The 21,728-nt window shown below is 66.1% G+C and carries 19 protein-coding genes; 10 read left to right on the forward strand and 9 right to left on the reverse strand.

All coding sequences use genetic code 11. From position 1 onward, the window contains the following. Positions 1 to 13 precede the first annotated feature (13 nt). On the reverse strand, positions 14 to 1,876 hold the full coding sequence (locus ACAM54_RS24325) for a LysM peptidoglycan-binding domain-containing protein (protein WP_369649207.1): 1,863 nt from the start codon (positions 1,874 to 1,876) through the stop codon (positions 14 to 16). Between the two features lie 15 nt (positions 1,877 to 1,891). Further along, positions 1,892 to 4,693, reverse strand: coding sequence for a type VI secretion system Vgr family protein (locus ACAM54_RS24330; RefSeq protein ID WP_369649208.1), 2,802 nt, complete (start codon positions 4,691 to 4,693; stop codon positions 1,892 to 1,894). Positions 4,694 to 4,975: 282 nt separating this feature from the next. Between ACAM54_RS24330 and ACAM54_RS24335 the strand changes: the two genes are divergently transcribed. Then, a complete protein-coding gene (locus ACAM54_RS24335; RefSeq protein ID WP_369649209.1) occupies positions 4,976 to 5,953 on the forward strand; it encodes a Bug family tripartite tricarboxylate transporter substrate binding protein in 978 nt (325 codons plus the stop codon). A gap of 60 nt (positions 5,954 to 6,013) precedes the next feature. Beyond that, positions 6,014 to 7,060, forward strand: coding sequence for an MBL fold metallo-hydrolase (locus ACAM54_RS24340; protein ID WP_369649210.1), 1,047 nt, complete (start codon positions 6,014 to 6,016; stop codon positions 7,058 to 7,060). A gap of 58 nt (positions 7,061 to 7,118) precedes the next feature. Here ACAM54_RS24340 and ACAM54_RS24345 read toward each other — a convergent pair whose 3' ends face one another. Beyond that, the gene (locus tag ACAM54_RS24345) at positions 7,119 to 7,376 is read right to left on the reverse strand and encodes a hypothetical protein (RefSeq protein WP_015867751.1); all 258 of its coding nucleotides are present in this window, start codon (positions 7,374 to 7,376) and stop codon (positions 7,119 to 7,121) included. A 22-nt stretch (positions 7,377 to 7,398) separates the two neighbouring features. Beyond that, a complete protein-coding gene (locus ACAM54_RS24350; RefSeq protein WP_369649211.1) occupies positions 7,399 to 8,169 on the reverse strand; it encodes an SDR family NAD(P)-dependent oxidoreductase in 771 nt (256 codons plus the stop codon). Positions 8,170 to 8,371: 202 nt separating this feature from the next. Here ACAM54_RS24350 and ACAM54_RS24355 point away from each other — a divergent pair, with 202 nt between their 5' ends. Next, positions 8,372 to 8,959: a hypothetical protein gene (locus tag ACAM54_RS24355; protein WP_369649212.1), complete on the forward strand. Its 588-nt coding sequence runs from the start codon at positions 8,372 to 8,374 to the stop codon at positions 8,957 to 8,959. Between the two features lie 16 nt (positions 8,960 to 8,975). Here the strand turns inward: ACAM54_RS24355 and ACAM54_RS24360 are convergent, their stop codons facing one another. Both ACAM54_RS24360 and ACAM54_RS24365 read right to left on the reverse strand, forming a co-directional pair. Further along, positions 8,976 to 9,446, reverse strand: coding sequence for a hypothetical protein (locus ACAM54_RS24360; protein ID WP_192325464.1), 471 nt, complete (start codon positions 9,444 to 9,446; stop codon positions 8,976 to 8,978). Next, on the reverse strand, positions 9,443 to 10,237 hold the full coding sequence (locus tag ACAM54_RS24365) for a Crp/Fnr family transcriptional regulator (RefSeq protein ID WP_369649213.1): 795 nt from the start codon (positions 10,235 to 10,237) through the stop codon (positions 9,443 to 9,445). Before ACAM54_RS24365 ends, ACAM54_RS24360 begins: the two co-directional genes overlap by 4 nt. Before the next feature lie 84 nt (positions 10,238 to 10,321). Between ACAM54_RS24365 and ACAM54_RS24370 the strand changes: the two genes are divergently transcribed. The 7 genes from ACAM54_RS24370 to ACAM54_RS24400 all read left to right on the forward strand — a co-directional run bounded on the left by ACAM54_RS24370 (position 10,322) and on the right by ACAM54_RS24400 (position 18,735). Further along, positions 10,322 to 12,277 carry a long-chain fatty acid--CoA ligase gene (locus tag ACAM54_RS24370; RefSeq protein ID WP_145739414.1) on the forward strand — a complete coding sequence of 652 codons (1,956 nt, stop codon included), beginning with the start codon at positions 10,322 to 10,324 and terminating at the stop codon, positions 12,275 to 12,277. Then, positions 12,274 to 13,062, forward strand: coding sequence for an ABC transporter ATP-binding protein (locus tag ACAM54_RS24375; RefSeq protein WP_145739413.1), 789 nt, complete (start codon positions 12,274 to 12,276; stop codon positions 13,060 to 13,062). The genes ACAM54_RS24370 and ACAM54_RS24375 overlap by 4 nt, the downstream gene beginning before the upstream one ends. A 1-nt stretch (position 13,063) precedes the next feature. After that, positions 13,064 to 13,993 (forward strand): branched-chain amino acid ABC transporter permease, encoded by a 930-nt coding sequence (locus ACAM54_RS24380; protein ID WP_145739411.1) that lies wholly within the window; start codon positions 13,064 to 13,066, stop codon positions 13,991 to 13,993. 1 nt (position 13,994) lies between these two features. Further along, complete coding sequence (locus ACAM54_RS24385; protein ID WP_145739410.1) at positions 13,995 to 15,059, forward strand: branched-chain amino acid ABC transporter permease; 1,065 nt, start codon at positions 13,995 to 13,997, stop codon at positions 15,057 to 15,059. Between the two features lie 50 nt (positions 15,060 to 15,109). Continuing rightward, positions 15,110 to 16,441, forward strand: a complete 1,332-nt coding sequence (locus ACAM54_RS24390; RefSeq protein ID WP_145739408.1) for an ABC transporter substrate-binding protein — start codon at positions 15,110 to 15,112, stop codon at positions 16,439 to 16,441. Between the two features lie 85 nt (positions 16,442 to 16,526). Continuing rightward, positions 16,527 to 17,339 (forward strand): ABC transporter ATP-binding protein, encoded by an 813-nt coding sequence (locus ACAM54_RS24395; RefSeq protein WP_145739406.1) that lies wholly within the window; start codon positions 16,527 to 16,529, stop codon positions 17,337 to 17,339. A gap of 145 nt (positions 17,340 to 17,484) precedes the next feature. After that, entirely contained in the window at positions 17,485 to 18,735 is a 1,251-nt protein-coding gene (locus ACAM54_RS24400; protein ID WP_369651014.1) for a phenylacetate--CoA ligase family protein, read from the forward strand. On the opposite strand, the gene ACAM54_RS24405 is transcribed toward ACAM54_RS24400, so the two are convergent. From ACAM54_RS24405 to ACAM54_RS24415, 3 genes are all read right to left on the reverse strand, one after another. After that, entirely contained in the window at positions 18,726 to 19,751 is a 1,026-nt protein-coding gene (locus ACAM54_RS24405; RefSeq protein WP_369649214.1) for a hypothetical protein, read from the reverse strand. The genes ACAM54_RS24400 and ACAM54_RS24405 overlap by 10 nt on opposite strands. A 61-nt stretch (positions 19,752 to 19,812) precedes the next feature. Next, positions 19,813 to 20,385 (reverse strand): type 1 glutamine amidotransferase domain-containing protein, encoded by a 573-nt coding sequence (locus ACAM54_RS24410; RefSeq protein ID WP_145739402.1) that lies wholly within the window; start codon positions 20,383 to 20,385, stop codon positions 19,813 to 19,815. Between the two features lie 145 nt (positions 20,386 to 20,530). Further along, complete coding sequence (locus ACAM54_RS24415; protein ID WP_192325456.1) at positions 20,531 to 21,721, reverse strand: M48 family metalloprotease; 1,191 nt, start codon at positions 21,719 to 21,721, stop codon at positions 20,531 to 20,533. Positions 21,722 to 21,728 lie beyond the last annotated feature (7 nt).

Consider the following 21,728-nt stretch of genomic DNA (forward strand, 5'->3'; position numbering starts at 1 on the left):
CACGCGCCTCCTATTACAAAATATCTCTGTTTGATTGACTTGCGCTTTTTTTTGGTTTGTCGGGAGGTATTCCCAACATCAGATTCAATGACACAGAATTCGCCTCCTCCAATCCGGGATCGTTTAGATCTTTTTTGGCTTGCTCATGATAAGAGGTGGGGACAAAGTATTTCAAATAATCCGAACTTCCCGATTTTTTTATTTCCATTTTTCCATTTTTTCCCTTTACTTTCACAGGAGCCCTCACCTCCTTTGAAAAAGGAGAAAATCTTATCTGGTTGCGCTGATTTCCTCCAAGGAGGATTAAATCTTCGCCACCATACTTTGCGTAGACGAAGCCGACATGATGTCCGTGACCGGATTTTGACGTGACCATCGCGATAGCGCCGTATATTGGTCTATCCAATTCCACGAACAAAGGGTTTCGAATTATTCGTGCTACTTTTTCAGATTTTTCCTTAGGCCCGTCTACTTCGTAAAAGCCGTGTGCACGTGCTTTCGCGGTCCTGTGATTTGGAAAGCTGATGTTGTCGATCGGATACTTTGCTTGTGACAGGCACCAATTAACGAAAGCGGCGCACCATGCGTTGCTGTTCCCGTCCAAAGATTTCAAGCCGTCGTTCACTTCAATGTGATAGTTGATTTTGTCTTGCAGAGTGGCTTCAGTTTCGCCCGCCCTCAGCTTCGCTTCCGCGATAGCAATAGGCATCCAAGGAGCTCGACCAGGAAAAGGATTGATCAATGCCAAGACCTTTCCCGTTCCTTCCTTGGATCGCTCCGAATCCGAGGGTTGCGTGCTTGACGGGATGGGCGCTGCCGGCGGGGCTGCGGGACGAGGTCGGGGTTTCGGAATTGCTGGCGTGCTTGCTGGAACAGCCTTTGGTGCCACGGCCGTTGGAGCCCCTTGTGCCGGGCCGGCTTCCTTGCCGCTCCCCCCGATCAGCAGCACTTCGCCAGGATAGATCCGGTCGCTGCTCAGGCCGTTGCCATCCTTGATCGCTGCGACACTGGTGCGGTACAGTTTTGCGATTTTCCCTAGGCTGTCTCCGGGTTGCACCACGTAGCTCATCGGCTTTTTCTGGCCGGGCATGGAGCTGTTGATCTTTTCCGAGCCCGCGACGCCCTTCCATTTTCTGAACTTCGCCAAGAGATTGAAGTCTTGGCCGGCGTCGCCTTGAATCGTTCCGACCGTCACCGGCTCCTTGGTTTTCGGGTCTGTGACCTTGACATGCACAGGGGCCTTGTCCGAAGGGTGAATTACCAGCGGGAAGCGCCCTGTGGCATCGGATTTGACCTTTTCTTCCCTGTCTCCCTTTTGCAGGATGATTTCCGTATCGGGCAAGGGCTGGCTGCCGTTGGTGGCGTTGATCGTGCTCACGACCACCCAGGTTTCTTTCCGGGTTTCGGGTTTCGCGTGGTAGCCCTCGATTTCCGAGATGCTGTCCACTATCTTCTCAAGCTCTGCATCGGTGCATTCGCTTAATTTCCGGTCGCCCGGAATGCCGCTTGTCCGGAGCAGGTCGTCTGTATATTTTTCCGTGTTGTTTTCCCCTTTGGGGGCGTAGACCGGAATGGCTTCGGGGATGGTTCGGTTGCCATGCAGGCGTTTCAGGTTGGCCTTCAGTTCCGTCCGCCCGGAATCCTCATCGGGGAAGATCAGGAATGTTCTGCCGGACTTGGTGGTGGCGAACCCGACGTAGCCCTTGGCCTTCTTGGGAGCGGGCACGCCATCCACCATTCGAGCGGTCAAGTCGCCAGGGTTATTGATTCGCCATGGCAGTGTTCCGCCGGAGCGCAGCAGATGTCGGCCGTCCTCGCAGATGAACTCTGCGACTTCGATGTTGGGGTGGTAGGTTGCGGATATCAGCTTTGACATGTCGGATCCAAGGACTCAGGCCAACCCGTTCAGATGAGCTTCGACCACTGACTCAGAAAGAAAGTGGTTCAGGCCCGCCCCTCCTTCCGGTTGCGCAAAGAATCTCGAGTCTTCGATGTCAGGCGGATCGTCGTCCGCATCCTCGCTTTCTGCGTCGGCCATATCGGGATTGGCCTGCTCCGTGCGCATCGTGGGAACCGGGCTCCAATCCCAGGTCTCTTCGCCCACGATCAACGTCGCCTCATCGGGCGTCTCGAAGGTGATTCTTGGAAGCCGCCCGTCGTCCGGAATGACTCCTTCGGCTTTGACCGCCTGCCGCTCGTCCAGGATCTTGTAGGGCAGCCCCGCCATTTCCAGATGCTTGAAGACTTCGTCGCTGCCAAGCGGCGCGAAGCGGACGCTGTACTTGTCGTCATGGCTGACGCCCTGCATCCGTAGAAGCTTCTCCATGTTCATCGGCCCCGCCAGGCTGTGGATGCCCGCATGCTCGCGCCACACCCCGCTGGTGCCATGCACGATCCCCGAGGCATTCCACCGCGTAAAGCTGCTGCCCCCGTTGATCAGGATCTCGTCCTTGGCGGTGATGCTGATCTTTTCGGCTCCCAGGTTGATGTCGAGCCTGGCGAAGAGATTGATGCCTTTCTCCAGCGCGGCGATGTCGATGCCGGCGGTGGCCGCGGTCAGGCGGATGGACTTGTAGGCGAACACGCGCACGGCCTCCTTCACGCTGGCCAGCAGGCTCTTGCCCGCGCTGATGCTGGTGTGGCCGCCGCTGCTCAACGCGTTGTGGGTGATGCTCGCGATGTGCGTGGCGCCTGCCGCGGTGCTCTGGATGCCCGCCGCGCTGGCGATTACCAGGTGAGGTTCGTCGAGTTCCGGAAACCGGTCTTCCTGCCCGTCGCCACCCCTGCCCTTGATGGCATCGTTCTGTTCCTTGAGAACGCGGGTGACGGCGTCCTGGTCGCCCGCCTCGTGCGCCTTGGCCTGCTGGGCGGTCTGGCTCTGGCGCTCATGCAGGTCGCGCGCAGCCGTCAGGCGCGCGGCTGTTTCGCTGAGGTCGGTAATGTGGCCTTGCGCATGGGAGCGTGTCTCGGTGGTGAGCAGCAGGCCCCTGCCCGCGCGCACGGCGGCGTGGCCGTCGGTGCGCAGTTCGGCGCCCTCGCCGCGGTCGTCCTTGCGGCCCGCCGCGTCGTCGATGCGGCCGACGTGGCCCAGGCTCAGGCTGCTGCTGAGGTGATCGCTCTTGAGCTGGACCTGGATCTTCCCGGGATGGTCATCCAGCGCCAGGTGATTGCCGCGCGTGCCGCCAGAGCGCTCTTGCAGGCCCAGTTCGCAGCTTCGTATGCCCGAGAGGTTCGTCTGGGCGGGCAGGTGCCATGCAGGCATGTGCTCGGCATTGAACACGCGCCCGGTGATGAGGGGGTGGTCGGGGTCGCCGCCGAGGAAATCGACGACCACCTCCTGCCCGATGCGCGGCAGGGCGGCCGCGCCGAAGGTCGCGCCGGCCCAGGCCATGGACACGCGCACCCAGCAGCTGGAGTTCTCGTCGCGCTGGCCGAGCCGGTCCCAGTGGAACTGGACCTTGACGCGGCCGTACTGGTCGGCCCAGATCTCCTGGTTGCGCGGACCGACGACGACGGCGGTCTGGGGCCCGCAGGTGCGCGGCCTGGGCGTGGTGCGCGGTGGGCGCCAGGCATAGCTCGTGGGCTGGGCCTCGAAGGCGAAGCGCTGCACCGAGCCTTCGGACGGGGCGGCGCCTTCGCTGGCCTGCAGGTTTTCCTGCAGCTCGTAGTCGACACTGGTCAGGAGGTAGGGCTGGTTCTGGTCGTCCCGCGGATGGTGCGCGAGCTGGAAGGTGCAGCCCGGCGCCAGGTCGCGCCGGTTGGAACGCCCGCTCGCGGTGCTGCGCCCGCTGGCCTGTTCTTCGGTGCGGATGCGCGCATAGGCCTCGCCGTCGTCGTGCTTCGTGTAGCCGCCGGGCCAGTTGTAGCGCTCGAGCTTGTCGTGTGCGTGGCCGGCGGGCATTTGCCGCAGGCTGGACAGGTCCGCCCTGGGTTTGAGGAAGTCGTAGTCGCTGGTGGCATGGAAACCGGCGCGGATTTCTTCGCCGGTCTTCCATTCGTAGATGCGCTCGCCCGGGCTGGCGCCGCTGCCTCGGGTCATGCCCGCCTGTTCGGAGGGATGGAAGCGCACGGTGTCGCCACCGGGCAGGGGGTCGTGCGAGGCGGCGATGTCGTCGGCAAACACCAGGATGTGGCGCTCGGCTTCGTGCCTGAAGTAGTAGTAGATGCCTTCGCGTTCGCACAGGCGCGAGATGAAGTCGAAGTCGCTCTCCTGGTATTGCACGCAGTAGTCCCAGGTGCGGTAGTCGCGGCTGAGCCTCTTTTCGAGGGAATGGCCGTAGCTGCCCAGCACCTCGGCAAGGATGTCGGGCACGGTCTGGTCCTGGAACACCCGCAGGTCGCTGCGCCGCGTGGCCAGCCACAGCCAGGGGCGCAGCGTCATCCGGTAGAAGGACTGGCGGGCGTCCACCTGCGTGAGGCCGAAGTGGGTGACAAGGCCGGCCAGGTAGCGCGGGGCGCCGCTCTCGGTCTCCATCACGACGGTGGCGGGCTCGCCCAGCAGGGCCCTCGCATCGATGGCGTGGCTGCGGCCCAGCAGGTCCAGATCGAATTCGAAGAGCTGGTGCAGCGCCTCGCGGCCAACCAGACGGTGGAACTGCAAGGCTTCGCCCAGGGGCGAGTGCAGGGTGACGCGCCTTTTCGCAGGCGCGGGCAAGCCACGGGCGAGCAAGCTCGCGCGATCGAACATTGACATGAAAGCTCCCTGGCCGCCCTCAGAGGCTGGGGGGCCGTTTTGTTGGAAGATTATGTAAGCCGCTGTTGCAGGCCCGGAAGCAGCCCAAAGTAGTCATCGCGAACGCACACGCACAATTCGTGAAGCAATGCACATTGCGCAGCCGCCGCAGCCCGAGAAGAGGCCCATCGCGAACCACGAAAACCCGGCGACGCCGGTTCCGGCACACTGCACCCCCGGTGCAGTGTCCGGCGAGGACTAAAGTCTGCAACCCCGATTCGCTCCGATACAGAGACAACACCCATGATCCGCAAGCTCACCTGCTCGCTGGCCCTCGCGCTGGCACTTCCCCTGGCCTTCACCGCCCCTGCGCAGGCACAGTCCTACCCCACCAAGCCCATTCGCATGATCGTGCCCTTCCCGCCCGGCGGCGGCACCGACATCCTGGCGCGGCTGGTCGCGCAGAAGCTCACCGAGGCCAACCACTGGACCGTGGTGCCCGACAACCGCGGCGGCGCCGGCGGCACCATCGGCATTGCGGAGGCCGCGCGCGCCGCGCCCACGGGCTACGACATCGTGATGGGCCAGAAGGACAACATGGTCGTTGCGCCCTGGCTCTACAAGAACCTGAGCTACCACCCGGTGAAGGACCTCACGGCCGTGGCCCACGTGGCCTACACGCCGGTGGTGATCGTCACGCAGGCCAACTCGAAGTTCAAGACGCTCGACGACGTGGTGAAAGCCGCGCGCGCCGCGCCCGACACCGTCACCTACGGCTCGCCGGGCAACGGCACCACCATCCACCTGGCCGGCGAGATCTTCAACGGTGCCGCCCAGATCAAGATGCGCCACGTGCCCTACAAGGGCTCCAACGCGGCCATGATGGACGTGCTCGCGGGCAACGTCGACCTGATGGTGTCGTCGGTGCCCTCGGCGCTGGCGCAGATCAAGGCGGGCAAGCTGCGCCCGCTGGCCGTGACCTCGGCCAAGCGCAGCACCTCGCTGCCCGAGACGCCCACCGTGGCCGAGCTGGGCTACAAGGGCTTCGACGTGTCCACCTGGTATGGCCTCTTCGTGCCCGCCAAGACGCCGAAGGACGTGATCGCCACGCTGAATGCCGAAGTCAACAAGCTGCTGGCCACGCCCGAGATGAAGGCCGCCATCGTCGCGCAGGGCGCCGAGCCGCAGGGCATGACGCCCGAGCAGTTCGAGACGCTGCTGAAGACCGACTACGAGAAGTGGAAGGGCATTGTGCAAGCCTCGGGCGCGACCATCGAATAAGCGCGGCCGCCGCACAATGGCGTCTCCACCACAGGCCGCAGCGACGGCACGGAGACACCGATGGCAGCACAGCGCAAGAATTCGAAGAACGCCCTCCCGCTGAAGGCCGCCGCCCTGGCAGCGGTTGCCGCACTGGCACAGGGCTGCGCGCAGACACCGCCCAGTACCACCGCGCCGCTGGCCGCCACCCCCTCGGAGGCCAGCGTGGCGGCCCACGTGGCCACCGCCACGCGCGCGGCCGGCACCGACCTCAAGCCCCTGCTGACCCTGTGCCAGCCCGCCCCCGCGGCCCGGCCGCCGCAGGACGCGCTCGACAAGAGCCTCACCGCATTCATCAACCGGCCCGCGCCGCCGCCGGGCCAGGCCTTCGACAACCTGTATTTCGTGGGCGCCGACTGGGTCAGCGCCTGGGCGATCAAGACCTCGCAGGGGATCATCCTGATCGATGCGCTCAACACCCAGGCCGAGGCCGCGTCGCTCATCGAGGGCGGCATGCGCAGGCTGGGGCTCGACCCGGCGCAGATCAAGTACGTGATCGTGACGCACGGCCACGGCGACCACTACGGCGGTGCCGGCTACCTTGCACAGAAGTACCGCGCGCGCGTGGTGATGAGCGAGGCCGACTGGACCATGACCGAAACCCGGCTCGAGTTCGCGACGCCGATCTGGGGCGCGCCGCCCAAGCGCGACATCTCGGTGAAGGACGGCGACCGCATCACGCTCGGCGACACCAGCGTCACGCTATACCTCACGCCGGGCCACACCATGGGCACGCTCTCGCCGGTGTTCGACGTGAGCGCAGGCGGGCGCAAGCACCGCGCGATGCTCTGGGGCGGCACGGGCTTCAATTTCGGCAAGGACGTGCCGCGGCTGGACGCCTACATCGGCGCCACGCAGCGCATGGGTGCGATCGCGCAGAGCCAGCGTGTCGACGTGCTGCTGTCGAACCATTCGAACATCGATGGCTCGCAAGCCAGGCTCGCCGCCCTGCGGCAGCAGCCTGCGCCGGCCGCGAACCCGTTCGTGCTCGGCACGCCGGCGGTGGAGCGCTCGCTGGCCGTGATGGGCGAATGCGCGCAGGCGCAGCGCGACCGGTTCTTGCTGTAGTGATGCCGCCGTGCCCCCACCCCAACCCTCCCCCGGAAGGGGAGGGAGAAATGCGGGCTCAGTCCGGCGTGAACTTCTTGTTGAAGATGTCGACGTCCGATGCCAGCTCGAAGGTCGCCACCTGGCCCATCTTGCCGTCACTCAGGCGGCAGGCGGAGAACAGGCTGTAGCGGCCCTTGAAGTAGAACTCGTCCATCACGATCAGCGCGTACGGATACGGCACGAAGACCTGGTGCTCGAAGATGACGCGGTGCACGTTCCTCGGCGACGGAAAGAGCTTGTAGTCGCCGGTATCGATCGACTTTGCGGTGGCCATGGTGTGCTCGCCTTGCTGGCGCTCAGGCCGGGTCGCGCACGTCGGCCACGGGGTTGCGGCCGAAGTCCTCGCGCGCCAGGTACTTGAGCACCTTGGCCGCGGCGGTGGCGGGACTGTCGAGCCGGCCTTCCTCCTTCATGCTCACGAAGCGCGTGCGGTCCGGGAACTTCTCGGCCGATGCGCCGCGCAATTGCACCTGCATGTCGGTGTCGATCACGCCGGGCGCGAGCGAGACGATACGCGCGCCGTTCGGTGCAGCGGCCTCCTCGAGCGCCACGGCGCGCGAGAAGTGGTCCATGCCGGCCTTGGCCGCGCAGTAGGGTGCCTGGCTTCCCATGGCATTGCGCCCGAGGCCCGACGAAATGTTCAGCACCTTGCGCGTGCCGCGCCATTCGCGGGTCGCGCCCAGGAAGGCGGCCGTCAGCAGCATCGGTGCTTCGAGGCCGATGCGCAGCGCCTGCGAAAGATCGCCATCGGCCGCGGCCGAGAGCGGCGCCGGATTGCCCACCGTGCCGGCGTTGTTGATCAGCGTGGCGCTGTCGAAGCGCCGGGCGTCCTGCGAGGCGAGCCAGTCGCGCACGCGCGCAGCGGCCGAAACCGGGTCGGCCAGGTCCTGTTCCCATTGCATGAGTTCGACGCCACTGCCTGCCTTGGTCGCTTGACCGGCGAGTTCGGGGCTCTGGCGGCGCGAGATGCACAGCAGCAGGTTGCCGGGCTGGAGAAGCTGCTCGGCCATGGCGCGACCGAGGCCGCGGGAAGCGCCGGTGATCAGGTAGAGATGAGAGGTGGGCATGGGCGATGTATGAGGGTCGGGAAAGCCGTTCGACGGAGCCGGTGAATATAGAAGATGCCGATCCTGCGGGTGATGGCCTGGCTCATTCTCGTTCGCCGGTCCGCTCGCGTTTCCGCCATTTGACAACTCACCGCTCCAGCACTAGGCTGAGCTTGCAGAACGTAATACTTTTGCTTTACCCAAACCTGGGTCAGGAGGCATCATGCTAAGGATCATTGCAGCCCTGAGCGCCGCGCTCATGCTCGCTACCGTGACCGCGGTGGCGCAGGAACCAGCCCCATCCAGCCACAAGGGCATGGCCAAGGCCGGCGGAGCCAAATCCGACGCCGCCGCCATCAGCAAGGCAACGAGTGCCGCGCCGCCGGACATCGGCCGCCATGCCGCGGTCATGGCCATGGGCGCCGACGGCAAGATGAGGGAGTTGCGCCCCGGCACCAATGGTTGGATGTGCATGCTCGATCTCGCCGGCGATTCGATGTGCCTCGACAAGACGTGGCAGGCCTGGGGCGACGCCTGGATGAACAAGAAAGACCCGCCGAAGCCGCAGGCGGTGGGCGTGGCCTACATGCTCAATGGCGACAAGGGCGCCAGCAACACCGATCCCTATGCGACCAAACGAACGGCTGACAACCAGTGGGTCGTGAGCGGACCGCACATCATGATCCTGCCGACGGAGGCGAGTCAGCTCGAGTCGTATCCGACGGACTGGACCAAGGGTGGTCCGTGGGTGATGTGGAAGGGAACGCCCTATGCCCACATCATGGTGCCCACGAAGGCAATGGCGAAATAGGTGCGCGCCGCCCACCCTACCCGCCGCGAAACTGCCCCCTCAAAAACCCCCGATGGCGCGCAATATGCGCCATCTGCGCCGGCGCAATCGTTCCGTCCAGGTCGTGCTCGTCGGCGCCATTGAGCACCGCGTTCGCATGCCCCATCGCGCGCTCGACGATCTCATGCTCGCTCACGCCGAGCTGCGCGCCCAGGTCCATGGCCACGCGCCGCATCGCGCGCTGCGAGAGCATCCACATGGCGCCGAAGCGATCCCATGCGAGCGCGGCCTGTTCGGCTTTCTCATGGTCGGCCAGGATGTCCTTGAGCGGCCTGGCGAGCAGTTCGTCCATGGCTTCGAGCCGCTCGCTCAAGGCGGCGTTACGCTGCGCCAGCTGCTCGGGCGTCGGGCCTTCTTCTTCGTTCTTCGAAGGTTGTCGAGGCGGCGGCACATAGCCCGCCAGGTCGGCATCGGCGGGCACGATGCGGAGTTGGTCGTCGAGGCTCATGGCTTGCGTTCCCGTTCTTCAATGTCAATGCCGGTGTCGGCGGATGCGTTCTTGCGGCCGCTCATCGCGCTCGCGCGCAGGCCCGGCAGGTCGAGCACGCGCAGCCCACCGTACTCCACGCGGATCAACCCCTCTGCCGACAGGCCGTTGAGCGCCTCGTTCACGCGCTGGCGCGACAGGCCGACCAGGTAGGCCAGCTCCTGCTGCGTGATGCGCAGGACCTCGCCCACGCCCGGATAGAGCACCGGGTTGAACAGCGACACGAGGTTGCGCGCCACGCGCGCGTCGGGGTTGTTGAGCCGGTCGATCTCGAGCGCCGCGATGAACTGCCCGAGCCGCTCGTTGAGCTGGTTCATCACGAAGCGGTTGAAGCCGATCGAATGATCGAGCAGCCAGTGGAAGCTCTCGATCGGCAGCCCCGCCACCACGCTGCGCCGCAGCGCCTGGATGTTGTAGCGGTAGGGCTCGCGCTTCATCACCGTGCCTTCGCCGAACCAGCCGCCGGGCGGCACGCCGGTGTAGGTGACGGAGCCGCCGTCGGCGTTGTCGTTGCTCATCTTGAGCAGGCCTTCGACCACGCCGAACCAGTAGGTGGGCGAGCGGCCGACGCGGCAGACCAGGTCGCCGACCTCGGCCTCGCCCACCACCAGCGCAGCTTCGGCGCGGCGGCGCTCGGCCGGTGTGAGCGTGGGCAGCCAGGGAATGCCGTCGAGCTCGGCAGCGTTGGCGGATCGCACGCGGTCCTTGATCGAACCGCCGAGCACGCTGTGTTGGGAATTGCCGTGAGGCATCGGGAAACTCCGGGGAGTAGTGTCCCTAGGATTGTCGTTGGAACGACAACCTGGCGTCAAAGTGGGGCCTACGATCCGCCCACTGTGCAAACCACCGCCCCCACCTTTCCCCGTCTGCTGCTTGCGCACGCGCAAACCCAGCCCCAGGCGCCCGCCATCCGCGAGAAGGACCTCGGCATCTGGCAAACCTGGAGCTGGAGCGCCGTGGCGCAGGAAGTGCGCGAAATGGCCTGCGGCCTCGCGAGCCTGGGCTTCAAGCCCTTCGACAACCTGTCCATCGTGGGGGCCAACCGCCCGCACCTGTACATGGCGGTGCTTGCGGCGCAGAGCCTGCGTGGCGTGCCGGTGCCGCTCTACCAGGACGCGGTGGCCAGCGAGATGGTCTTCATGCTGCAGGACGCGGCCATCGACTTCGTGATCGTCGAGGACCAGGAGCAGGTCGACAAGCTGCTCGAGTGCCGCGAGCTGCAGAAGGACCAGCAGCACGGCATCCGCCACATCATCTACGACGACCCCAAGGGCCTGCGCCACTACGACCAGCCCGGGCTCATGAGCTACGAGCAGCTGCGCGAACTGGGCCGCGAATTCGACAAGGCCCACGTCGGCTACTACGACCGCGCGGTGGCCAGTGGCGAGGCCACCGATGTCGGCGTGATCCTCTACACCTCGGGCACCACCGGCCGGCCCAAGGGCGTGTGCCAGACGCATGCGAGCTTCATCGCGGCGGGCCGCGGCGGCGTGGAGACCGACAGGCTCGGGCCCGGCGACAACATTATGAGCTACCTGCCGATGGCCTGGGTGGGCGACCACCTGTTCTCGGTGGCGCAGTGGCTGGTGGGCGGCTTCACGCTCAACTGCCCGGAGTCGAGCGAGACGGTGATGAACGACATGCGCGAGATCGGACCGAGCTACTACTTCGGCCCGCCGCGCACCTTCGAGGGCCTGCTCACGGCCGTGTCGATCCGCATGGAAGACGCGGCGGCTCCGAAGCGCTGGCTGTACGGCAAGTTCATGGCGCTCGCGCAGCGCGTGGGTGCGGACATCCTCAACGGCGCGCCAGTGAGCCTGGGCGACCGCCTGATGTACGGCCTCGGCAACCTGCTGATCTACGGACCGCTGCGCAACGTGCTGGGCATGAGCCGCATCCGCGTGGCCTACACGGCCGGCGCGGCCATCGGGCCCGACCTGTTCCGCTTCTACCGCTCGATCGGCGTCAACCTGAAGCAGTTCTACGGCCAGACCGAGACCTGCGCCTACGTCTGCCTGCAGCAGGACGGCAAGGTCAAGCTGCAGACGGTGGGCACCGCGGCACCGGGCATCGAACTGAAGATCGCGGACGACGGCGAGGTGCTGGTGCGCGGCGTCTCGGTGCTCAAGGAATACTACAAGCGCCCCGACGCCACGGCCGAGGTGCTCGACGCCAACGGCTATTTCCACACCGGCGACGCCGGCGTGCTCGACAGCGAGGGCCACCTGCGCATCATCGACCGCGCGAAGGATGTGGGCCGGCTCGCGAGCGGCGCGATCTTTGCCCCCAACTACATCGAGAACAAGCTCAAGTTCTTTCCGCAGATCAAGGAAGCCGTGTGCTTCGGCAACGGGCGCGACGAGGTCTGCGCCGCCATCAACATCGACTTCGAGGCGGTGGGCAACTGGGCGGAACGGCGCGGACTGGCCTACGGCGGCTATGTCGATCTGGCCGGCAAGCCCGAGGTGCTGGCGCTGGTGGGCGAGTGCATCGCCAAGGTGAATGCCGACCTTGCGAGCGAGGACGGCATGGGCGAGACGCAGATCGCGCGCTTCCTGGTGCTGCACAAGGAGCTCGATCCCGACGACGACGAGCTCACGCGCACGCGCAAGGTGCGGCGCGGCTTCATCGCCGAAAAGTACGCGGTGCTGGTCAGCGCGCTCTACGGCGGGAGGACCGAGCAGTTCATCGAAACCCAGGTCAAGTTCGAGGACGGACGCACCGGCGCGGTGAGCGCCACGCTGAAGATCGTCGAGGCCAGGACCTTCCCCATCGTGAAGGCCGCGGCATGAGCAGCAACAGAAAAGTCGGCGACGTCATCCTCGACGTGCAGAACATCAGCTTGAGCTTCGGCGGCGTGAAGGCGCTCACTGACATCAGCTTCAACGTGCGCGAGCACGAGGTGCGGGCCATCATCGGCCCGAACGGCGCGGGCAAGAGCTCGATGCTCAACTGCATCAACGGCGTCTACTGGCCGCAGCAGGGCTCCATCACCTTTCGCGGCCAGACCTTCAAGCACATGAACTCGCGCCAGGTGGCCGAGATGGGCGTGGCGCGCACCTTCCAGAACCTGGCGCTGTTCAAGGGCATGAGCGTGCTCGACAACATCATGACGGGACGCAACCTCAAGATGAAGAGCGGCCTGTTCGCGCAGGCACTGCGCTGGGGCCCGGCCGAGCGCGAGGAATTGCGGCATCGCGAGTTCGTCGAGCACATCATCGACTTCCTGGAGATCCAGGCGCACCGCAAGACGCCGGTAGGCCGCCTGCCCTACGGCCTTCAGAAGCGCGTGGACCTGGGCCGCGCGCTCGCGATGGAGCCGCAGGTGCTGCTGCTCGACGAGCCGATGGCCGGCATGAACGTGGAAGAAAAGCAGGACATGAGCCGCTTCATCCTCGACGTGAACGACGAGTTCGGCGCCACCATCGTTCTCATCGAGCACGACATGGGCGTGGTGATGGACATCTCCGACCGCGTGGTGGTGCTGGACTACGGCAAGAAGATCGGCGACGGCACGCCGCACGAGGTTCGCAACAACGAAGACGTGATCCGGGCGTACCTGGGCGTGGAGCACTGACATGGGCTTTTTCCTCGAAACCCTCTTCGGCGGCCTCATGGTCGGCATGCTCTATTCGCTGATCGCCATCGGCTTCGTGCTGATCTACAAGGCCTCGGGCGTCTTCAACTTCGCGCAGGGCGCGATGGTGCTGTTCGCGGCCCTTGCGATGGCGCGCTTCGCCGAATGGTTCCCGCAGTGGTTCGGCTTCGAAAGCCAGGTGCTCGCGAACATCCTGGCCTTCATCGCGGCCATGGGGGTGATGGTGATCGTGGCCTGGCTGATCGAGCGGCTCGCGCTCAGCAAGCTGGTGAACCAGGAAGGCATCACGCTGCTGATGGCGACGCTGGGCATTGCCTACTTTCTCGACGGCGTGGGCCAGACGATCTTCGGCAACGACATCTACAAGATCGACATCGGCATGCCCAAGGAACCGCTGATGGTGCTGCAGGGCACCTTCCAGGGTGGGCTGCTGCTGAGCCAGGAAGACCTGGTTGCCGCGCTGGTGGCCGCAGGCCTCGTGGTGGTGCTGGCGATCTTCTTCCAGAAAACCGCCACGGGCCGCGCCCTTCGCGCCGTGGCCGACGACCACCAGGCGGCGCAGTCGATCGGCATTCCGCTCAAGCGCATCTGGGTGATCGTGTGGTCGGTGGCGGGCTTCTCGGCACTGGTGGCCGGGATCATCTGGGGCTCCAAGCTGGGCGTTCAGTTCTCGCTCTCGCTGGTGGCGCTGAAAGCGCTGCCGGTGGTGATCCTCGGCGGGCTCACCTCGATACCGGGCGCGATCATCGGCGGCCTGCTGATCGGCGTCGGCGAGAAGCTCTCTGAAATCTATCTCGGCCCCATGCTCGGCGGCGGCATCGAGATCTGGTTCGCCTATGTGTTGGCGCTCGTCTTCCTGCTGGTTCGGCCTCAGGGCCTGTTCGGCGAAAAGATCATCGATCGGGTCTGAAATGTTTTACAGAGAAAACGGCCAGTTCAAGTCGAGCTACCGCGCCGACCAGCAGATCTTCCCGATCGCGCAGGACCGCATCGCCATCCTGGTGCTGCTGCTCGTGGCCTTCATCGTGGTGCCGCTGGGCGTCTCGGACTACTGGATGCGCGCCATCCTCACGCCCTTCCTGATCCTGTCGCTCGCGGCGCTGGGCCTCAATATCCTGGTGGGCTACTGCGGGCAGATCTCGCTCGGCACGGGCGCCTTCATGGCGGTGGGTGCGTATGCGGCCTACAACTTCCAGGTGCGCATCGACGGCATGCCGCTGATCGCGTCTCTGCTGCTGGGCGGCCTGTGCGCCACGGTGATCGGCGTGCTGTTCGGCATTCCGAGCCTGCGCATCAAGGGGCTGTACCTGGCCGTGGCCACGCTGGCGGCGCAGTTCTTCACCGACTGGGCTTTCCTGCGCATCCAGTGGTTCACCAACAATTCGTCGTCGGGCTCGGTGAGCGTGGCGGGGCTCAACGTGTTCGGCGTGCCGATCGAGTCGCCGGTGCAGAAGTACCTGTTCTGCCTCATCTTCGTGGTGGTGTTCGCGCTGCTCGCGAAGAACCTGGTGCGCAGCGCCATCGGCCGCGAGTGGATGGCGATGCGCGACATGGACGTGGCCGCCGCGGTGATCGGCATCCGCCCGGTGTACGCCAAGCTCACGGCCTTTGCGGTGAGCAGCTTCATCGTCGGCGTGGCGGGCGCGCTGTGGGGCTTCGTCCACCTGGGCGCATGGGAGCCGGCGGCGTTCAGCATCGACCGCTCGTTCCAGCTGCTGTTCATGGTGATCATCGGCGGGCTCGGCTCGATCATGGGCAGCTTCTTCGGTGCCGCGTTCATCGTGCTGCTGCCGCTCTTCCTGAACCAGCTGCCGGGCTGGCTGGGCTTCTCGATCTCGACCGCACTGGCCTCGCACCTGGAGACCATGATCTTCGGCGCGCTGATCGTGTTCTTCCTGATCGTCGAGCCGCACGGCCTGGCGCGGCTGTGGTCCACGGGCAAGGAAAAGCTGCGGCTCTGGCCCTTCCCCCACTGATTTTCCGTTCGTAGAAACCGGCACCGAGGTGCCCACATAAGGAGACAGGCATGAAACTGAAATCGCTCGCTCTGACCGCCGCCCTGGTGGCCAGCACCCTCGGCGCGCTGCTTGCGCCATCGCTCGCGCAAGCCCAGGCCAAGGAACAGTTCTTCCCGCTGCTGGTGTACCGCACCGGCCCCTATGCGCCCAACGGCACCCCATGGGCCAACGGCAAGCAGGACTACATCAAGTACATCAACGCGACCGGCGGCATCAACGGCGTGAAGATCACGTTCGAAGAGTGCGAGACCGGCTACGCCACCGACAAGGGCGTGGAGTGCTATGAGCGCCTGAAGGGCCGCCCGGGCGTGACGCTGTTCGACCCGCAGGCCACCGGCATCACCTTTGCGCTGACCGACAAGGTGCCCACCGACAAGATCCCGCTCATCACGCTGGGCTACGGCCTGTCGGCGTCGCAGGACGGCAGCGTGTTCAAGTGGAACTTCCCGCTGATGGGCAGCTACTGGACCGCGGCCGACATCCTGATCCAGCACATCGGCAAGAAGGAAGGCGGCATGGACAAGCTCAAGGGCAAGAAGATCGCCCTCGTGTACCACGACTCTCCGTTCGGCAAGGAGCCGATTCCGCTGCTGCAGGAGCGCGCCAAGCAGAACGGCTTCGAGCTGTCGCTGATTCCGGTCACCGCGCCCGGCGTGGAGCAGAAGTCCGCCTGGCTGCAGGTGCGCCAGTCGCGCCCCGACTACGTGCTGCTGTGGGGCTGGGGCGTGATGAACTCCACCGCGCTGAAGGAAGCCGTGGCCACCGGCTATCCGCGCGAGAAGATGTACGGCGTGTGGTGGGCCGGCGCCGAGCCTGACGTGAAGGACGTGGGCGCCAATGCCAAGGGCTACAACGCGCTGGCGCTCAACACCTCGGGCGCGGAGCCGAAGGTGATCCAGGAGATCCTCAAGCAGGTGCACGACAAGGGCCAGGGCACGGGGCCGAAGGACGAAGTGGGCTCGGTGCTCTACACCCGCGGCGTGATCATCCAGATGCTGGGCATCGAGGCTGTGAAGCGCGCGCAGGAACGCTTCGGCAAGGGCAAGGTCATGACCGGCGAGCAGGTGCGCTGGGGCATGGAGAACCTCGCGCTCGACCAGAAGAAGCTCGATGCACTGGGCTTCTCGGGCGTGCTGCGTCCGCTGAGCACTTCGTGCCAGGACCACATGGGCTCGACCTGGGCGCGCGTGCACACCTGGGACGGCGCCAAGTGGGGCGGCATGTCCGACTGGTACCAGGCCGACGAGCAGATCATCAAGCCGATGGTGAAGGTTGCGGCCGAGAAGTACGCCGGCGAGAAGAAGCTGACGCGCCGCGACGCGGCGGACTGCAGCATGTGACGGCTTGAAGAACCGTGGCGGCTCGCAGGAGCCGCCATTCGAAAGCGCAGCCCTTGTTGTTCTTTCGAATGCTTCGGACCACACCATGAGCGAACCCAACATCATCCTCAACGTCAACGGCATCGAGGTCATCTACAACCACGTGATCCTCGTGCTCAAGGGCGTTTCGCTCGTGGTGCCCGAGGGCGGCATCGTGGCGCTGCTCGGTGGCAACGGTGCGGGCAAGACAACCACGCTGCGCGCGGTGAGCAACCTGCTCGCAGGCGAGCGCGGCGCGGTCACCAAGGGCACCATCGAACTGCGCGGCGAACGCATCGAGGCGCTGTCTCCGGCCGAGCTGGTGAAGCGCGGCCTGATCCAGGTGATGGAAGGCCGCCATTGCTTCGCGCACCTGACGATCGAGGAAAACCTGATGACCGGCGCCTACACGCGCACCGACGGCAAGGCCGCGGTGCAGCAGACGCTGGAGAAGGTGTATGCGTACTTCCCGCGGCTGAAGACGCGGCGCACCTCGCAGGCGGCCTACACCTCGGGCGGCGAACAGCAGATGTGCGCGATCGGCCGCGCGCTGATGGCCAACCCGACCATGGTGCTGCTCGACGAGCCCTCGATGGGCCTGGCACCGCAGATCGTGGAAGAGGTGTTCGAGATCGTGAAGGACCTCAACACCAAGGAGCGCGTGACCTTCCTGCTGGCCGAGCAGAACACCAACATGGCGCTGCGCTACGCCGACTACGGCTACATCCTGGAGAACGGCCGCATCGTGATGGACGGCGAGGCGAAGAGCCTGCGCGAGAACGAGGACGTGAAGGAGTTCTACCTCGGCGTCGGCGGTGCGGACCGCAAGAGCTTCCGCGACGTGAAGAGCTACAAGCGCCGGAAAAGGTGGCTGGCATGACCCACCCCCGTTCCTCGCTCACTTCGTTTAGCTCGATTCCCCCCTCGAGGGGGCGCACCCCGGCGGCCCGGCAAAGCCGGTTCCGCGGGTGCCCGCGAACGGGCTTCGTTGCGCCCCCCATCCGATGAAGAAGGGCATTGAACCCATGACCGACTACTACGACGCCCTCGAAATCCGCGACCCCGCCGAACGCGAGCGCGACCTGCTGGCCGCGCTGCCGAAGCAGATCGCACAGGCCCAGACCGCCGCGCCCGCGTTCGCGAAGATCCTCGACGGCGTGAAGCCCGCCGACATCACCACGCGCGAAGCACTCGCCAAGCTGCCCGTCACGCGCAAGACCGAACTGCTCGAACTGCAGAAGCAGCGCCGCGCCGACGACCCGTTCGGCGGCTTTTCCACCATCGGCCGCGGCACCCGCATGCCGCGCGTGTTCGCGAGCCCCGGCACCATCTACGAACCCGAGGGCGAGGCGCGCGACTACTGGCGCACGGCGCGCGCGCTGCATGCCGCGGGCTTTCGCGGCGGCGAGCTCATCCACAACAGCTTCAGCTACCACATGACGCCCGCCGGCTCCATCATGGAAAGCGGCGCGCGGGCCATCGGTTGCACCGTGTTCGCGGGCGGCACCGGCCAGACCGAGCAGCAGCTCGAAGCCATGGCCGACCTGAAGCCCGAGGGCTATGCGGGCACGCCGAGCTTCCTCAAGATCCTGCTGGAAAAAGCCGAGGAGAAGGGCCTGAAGCTGCCCTCGCTCACCAAGGCGCTGGTGTCGGGCGAAGCCTTTCCTCCGAGCCTGCACGACTGGATCGCCGCGCACGGCGTGCAGGGCACGCAGTGCTATGCCACCGCCGACCTCGGCCTGATCGCCTACGAGACCAGCGCGCGCGAAGGCCTGGTGCTCGATGAAGGCGTGCTGGTCGAGATCGTGCGTCCCGGCACCGGCGACCCGGTGCCCGACGGCGAGGTGGGCGAGATCGTGGTGACCACTTTCAACCCCGACTATCCGCTGGTGCGCTTCGGCACCGGCGACCTTTCCGCCGTGCTCGCAGGCACCTGCCCCACCGGCCGCACCAACAAGCGCATCAAGGGCTGGCTCGGCCGCGCCGACCAGACCACCAAGGTGCGCGGCATGTTCGTGCACCCCTCGCAGGTGGCGGAGATCGCGCGGCGCTTTCCGGAAGTGCAGCGCGCGCGCCTCGTGGTCTCGGGCGAGATGGGCGACGACCAGATGACCTTCAGGCTCGAATGCGCAGCAGGTGGGCCGGCCGGGCTCGAGGCGCGCATTGCCGATGCGGTGCGCGAAGTGACCAAGCTGCGCGGCACCATCGAGCTGGTGGCGCCGGGCACGCTGCCGAACGACGGCAAGGTGATCGAGGACGCGCGCAGCTACAAGTAGCGGCGGTAGAACCGGCGCGTGAGCGCGCGCATCGCCAGCACCAGCAGCACCAGGTAGACCGCCGACAGCAGGACTGCGAGCGCCACGAGGCGGCCGTCGCTGCTCGTGCCCGAGAAGCTCGCGCTCGCGATCCACAGCAGCCCGCCGAGCGCAAGGGCGGCGCAGGCCACCTGCAGCAGCACGAAGGCCGACACCGCGGCCGCCACGGCCCGGAACGGACGCGCCTGCGCGGGCCCCGGCGCGGCGCCGAGCCAGCCGCCCCAGAACGCCAGCGCAAAGACCAGCAGCGGCACAGCGAACCAGCCGAGCAGAAGCGGTGCCAGGTCCGAGTCCCTCGAGGTGTCGACCCAGCCGCTCGCGGCATGGCCGATCCACATCTGCAGCGAGACAAAGGTCGCGGCGGCCACGAGTGCCACTGCGCGGCGCGGCGCTGCCATGTCCGCGCCGCCATCCGCCGCGCCGGGCGATGCATCCACGAGCGCAGTGCTGCGCTCGCGCAGCGCGAAGCGTGCGGCCAGCCACACGCTCCCGACGAGCACGAGCATCTGGATGGCCGACTGGACGAACATCGACACGGCCATGACCGGCCGCAGGCCGTACGTGCCGACGCGCTCGTGCAGCGGCCCACCGGGCATGAAGAGCAGCTGCGCCTGGTAAAACAGCGGCGTCAATGCCAGCATGTTGACGACCATCACCGCGAGGAACACGGCAGCGAAGCGGCTGCCAGGACCGCGAAGCTGCGCGATGGAGGCCGCGCCGCGTTCGTCGAGCGCCTGGCGCGCATGGCACCACGCCAGCGTGGCCGCCAGCAGCCATACCGAGACGGCGCGCGACAGCAGCAGCACCCATACGCCGGGCTGCGCATACACGCCGCGCATCTGCTCGCCGTGTGGCGAGGAAGGCAGCAGCTGCACCGCCATGGTCACCGCAAACAGCGCCGCATCGACCGCCACCGCGATCCATGCGAAATTTCCGGGCAGGCGCTGCGCGCGCTCGAACGAAGAGGATGCGGCCATGGGATGGGAGCGTACCGGAACGCGCGGCCCCATCCGCGTGCGCGCCGCACCGGCCGCATGCTCAGTGGATCGCGGCCTCGTGTGCGAGTTCGAACATCGTCGTCATCTCGCGGATGAACGCGGGCAGGTCGCCGGGCTTGCGGCTTGTCACCAGGCCGCTGTCGACCACCACCTCCTTGTCGAGCCACTTCGCACCGGCGTTGTGCAGGTCGGCGCGCAGCGAAGGCCATGAGGTCATCCTGCGGCCCTTCACACCGCCGGCATCGATGAGCGTCCATGGTCCATGACAGATGGCCGCGATGGGCTTGCCCGACTCGACGAAGGCACGCACGAAGGCCACGGCCTTCTGGTTGATACGCAGCGCGTCGGGGTTGGCGACGCCGCCGGGCAGCAGCAGCGCGTCGAAGTCGTCGGCATTGGCGTTCTTGAGCGGCACGTCGACCTCGAAGGTGTCGGCGGGCTCGAGCTGCTTCCAGGCGCGCACGCTGCCGTCGAGTGGCGAAACGATCTGCGTCTGCGCGCCGGCATGGTCGAGCGCCTTGCGCGGCTCGGTCATCTCGGCCTGCTCGAAGCCGTCCGCCACGAGGATGGCAACCTTCATTCCGTCCAGTGAAGAAGAAGAGATGGTGGGCATGGGTGAGTCACTCCTTGAAGGTGGTTTTTTTGATGGCAATGACACTTCACCCTAGGGCCCACGCCCGCGGCGCGCATCGGCGCGCGCCGGGTCCGCCTGTCGGACGGTTCGACGGGCGGCAACCTTCTCTTACGGCCAGCTGCCGCTATTTGCGGCAGCTGGCCGGCAGCGCCTTTTCGGGCAGGCCGTCGCCGGCCACGCAGTTCCAGGCAATGCCGTCCTCGGTGGCCGAGGGCTCCATGCGCAGCGTGCCCTTGGCCTTTGGAAGCACCACATCCACCACCATGCTGTCCGGATCGAGCGTCAGCTCCGAGCCGCCGGGCAGGGTCTCGGGCGCGCCGGCGGTGGCGAGGGAATCGGGAATCTCTTCCTTCTGCTTGTAGTAGTTGCCGAGCGCTTCGCGCACCGGCGCGGCTTCGGACCAGGCCTGCGAAACGGCTGCCCGCGACTCGTAGTCCTTGTAGGCCGGAAGAGCCACCCCAGCCAGCACGCCGATGATGGCCACCACCACCAGGAGCGCCAGCGCGCCGCCGCCGGCACGGCCGGTGTACGGCACGAAGACCGCGAGCAGGTAGGCCACCGGATTGCGGCTCGGCAGCTTCGCGCCCGGATCGATGGCGCGCGCGACGCGCTTGGTGAGCCAGGGATAGCCGGCGATCAGTTCATGGAACGAGGCCCAGAAGCCGCTGTTGCCCACCGACTGGTCGGCGTAGCGCTGCAGGTCGACGTGGCGCCACTGCTGCGCGCCGGCGGCCAGCGCCACGAGCGCGCGGGGCGCGGAGTCGGGCTGCTTGCAGCAGGCGGCGCCGTGCAGGTCGCAGGTGTATTCCTGGGCCCGCGAATAGGCGGCGCCGAGCAGCGGCAGCCACAGCACCGGGGCGCGCCAGATGTGGCCCGTGAGGTGGCCGCGCCGGATGTGGCCCAGCTCGTGGCCGATGTAGAAGTTGATGCCGTCGGGCTGGGCCTCCATGGCGTCGACCACGTCGGACAGCAGCACCACGAAGTTGCGGCCGAAGAAGCGCGTGGCAAAGGCATTGAAGATGCCGTCGCCATGCAGCAGGTAGGCCTCGGGCGGGTTCTGGATGCCCAGATGGCCGCAGCAGGCCTCGAATCGCGCATGCAGTTCCGGCAGCTGGGTGGGCGAAAGCTTCACGGCCGTGCCCTTGATCCAGGCGATGACGGCCGACTGTGCGAACACGTAGGCGATGAAGCCGAGCAGGACATAGACGAGCGCGATGCCCAGGGTGCCCAGCACCAGCAGCGCCCAGACCAGCAGGCCGAGCCCGAGCGTGATGTTGCCGAGCCAGCGCTCGCGCGGATAGACCCATGGATCCATTGGAATT

This window comes from Variovorax sp. V93 (assembly GCF_041154485.1).
GTDB lineage: Bacteria > Pseudomonadota > Gammaproteobacteria > Burkholderiales > Burkholderiaceae_C > Variovorax > Variovorax beijingensis_A.

Coding starts and splice junctions, on each gene's coding strand:
- ACAM54_RS24395 (WP_145739406.1), top strand. CDS start 16,527: ATGAGCGAACCCAACATCATCCTCAACGTCAACGGCATCGAGGTCATC.
- ACAM54_RS24380 (WP_145739411.1), top strand. CDS start 13,064: ATGGGCTTTTTCCTCGAAACCCTCTTCGGCGGCCTCATGGTCGGCATG.
- ACAM54_RS24360 (WP_192325464.1), bottom strand. CDS start 9,446: ATGAGCCTCGACGACCAACTCCGCATCGTGCCCGCCGATGCCGACCTG.
- ACAM54_RS24350 (WP_369649211.1), bottom strand. CDS start 8,169: ATGCCCACCTCTCATCTCTACCTGATCACCGGCGCTTCCCGCGGCCTC.
- ACAM54_RS24330 (WP_369649208.1), bottom strand. CDS start 4,693: ATGTCAATGTTCGATCGCGCGAGCTTGCTCGCCCGTGGCTTGCCCGCG.
- ACAM54_RS24355 (WP_369649212.1), top strand. CDS start 8,372: ATGCTAAGGATCATTGCAGCCCTGAGCGCCGCGCTCATGCTCGCTACC.
- ACAM54_RS24335 (WP_369649209.1), top strand. CDS start 4,976: ATGATCCGCAAGCTCACCTGCTCGCTGGCCCTCGCGCTGGCACTTCCC.
- ACAM54_RS24345 (WP_015867751.1), bottom strand. CDS start 7,376: ATGGCCACCGCAAAGTCGATCGATACCGGCGACTACAAGCTCTTTCCG.
- ACAM54_RS24365 (WP_369649213.1), bottom strand. CDS start 10,237: ATGCCTCACGGCAATTCCCAACACAGCGTGCTCGGCGGTTCGATCAAG.
- ACAM54_RS24375 (WP_145739413.1), top strand. CDS start 12,274: ATGAGCAGCAACAGAAAAGTCGGCGACGTCATCCTCGACGTGCAGAAC.
- ACAM54_RS24325 (WP_369649207.1), bottom strand. CDS start 1,876: ATGTCAAAGCTGATATCCGCAACCTACCACCCCAACATCGAAGTCGCA.
- ACAM54_RS24405 (WP_369649214.1), bottom strand. CDS start 19,751: ATGGCCGCATCCTCTTCGTTCGAGCGCGCGCAGCGCCTGCCCGGAAAT.
- ACAM54_RS24390 (WP_145739408.1), top strand. CDS start 15,110: ATGAAACTGAAATCGCTCGCTCTGACCGCCGCCCTGGTGGCCAGCACC.
- ACAM54_RS24400 (WP_369651014.1), top strand. CDS start 17,485: ATGACCGACTACTACGACGCCCTCGAAATCCGCGACCCCGCCGAACGC.
- ACAM54_RS24415 (WP_192325456.1), bottom strand. CDS start 21,721: ATGGATCCATGGGTCTATCCGCGCGAGCGCTGGCTCGGCAACATCACG.
- ACAM54_RS24385 (WP_145739410.1), top strand. CDS start 13,995: ATGTTTTACAGAGAAAACGGCCAGTTCAAGTCGAGCTACCGCGCCGAC.
- ACAM54_RS24410 (WP_145739402.1), bottom strand. CDS start 20,385: ATGCCCACCATCTCTTCTTCTTCACTGGACGGAATGAAGGTTGCCATC.
- ACAM54_RS24340 (WP_369649210.1), top strand. CDS start 6,014: ATGGCAGCACAGCGCAAGAATTCGAAGAACGCCCTCCCGCTGAAGGCC.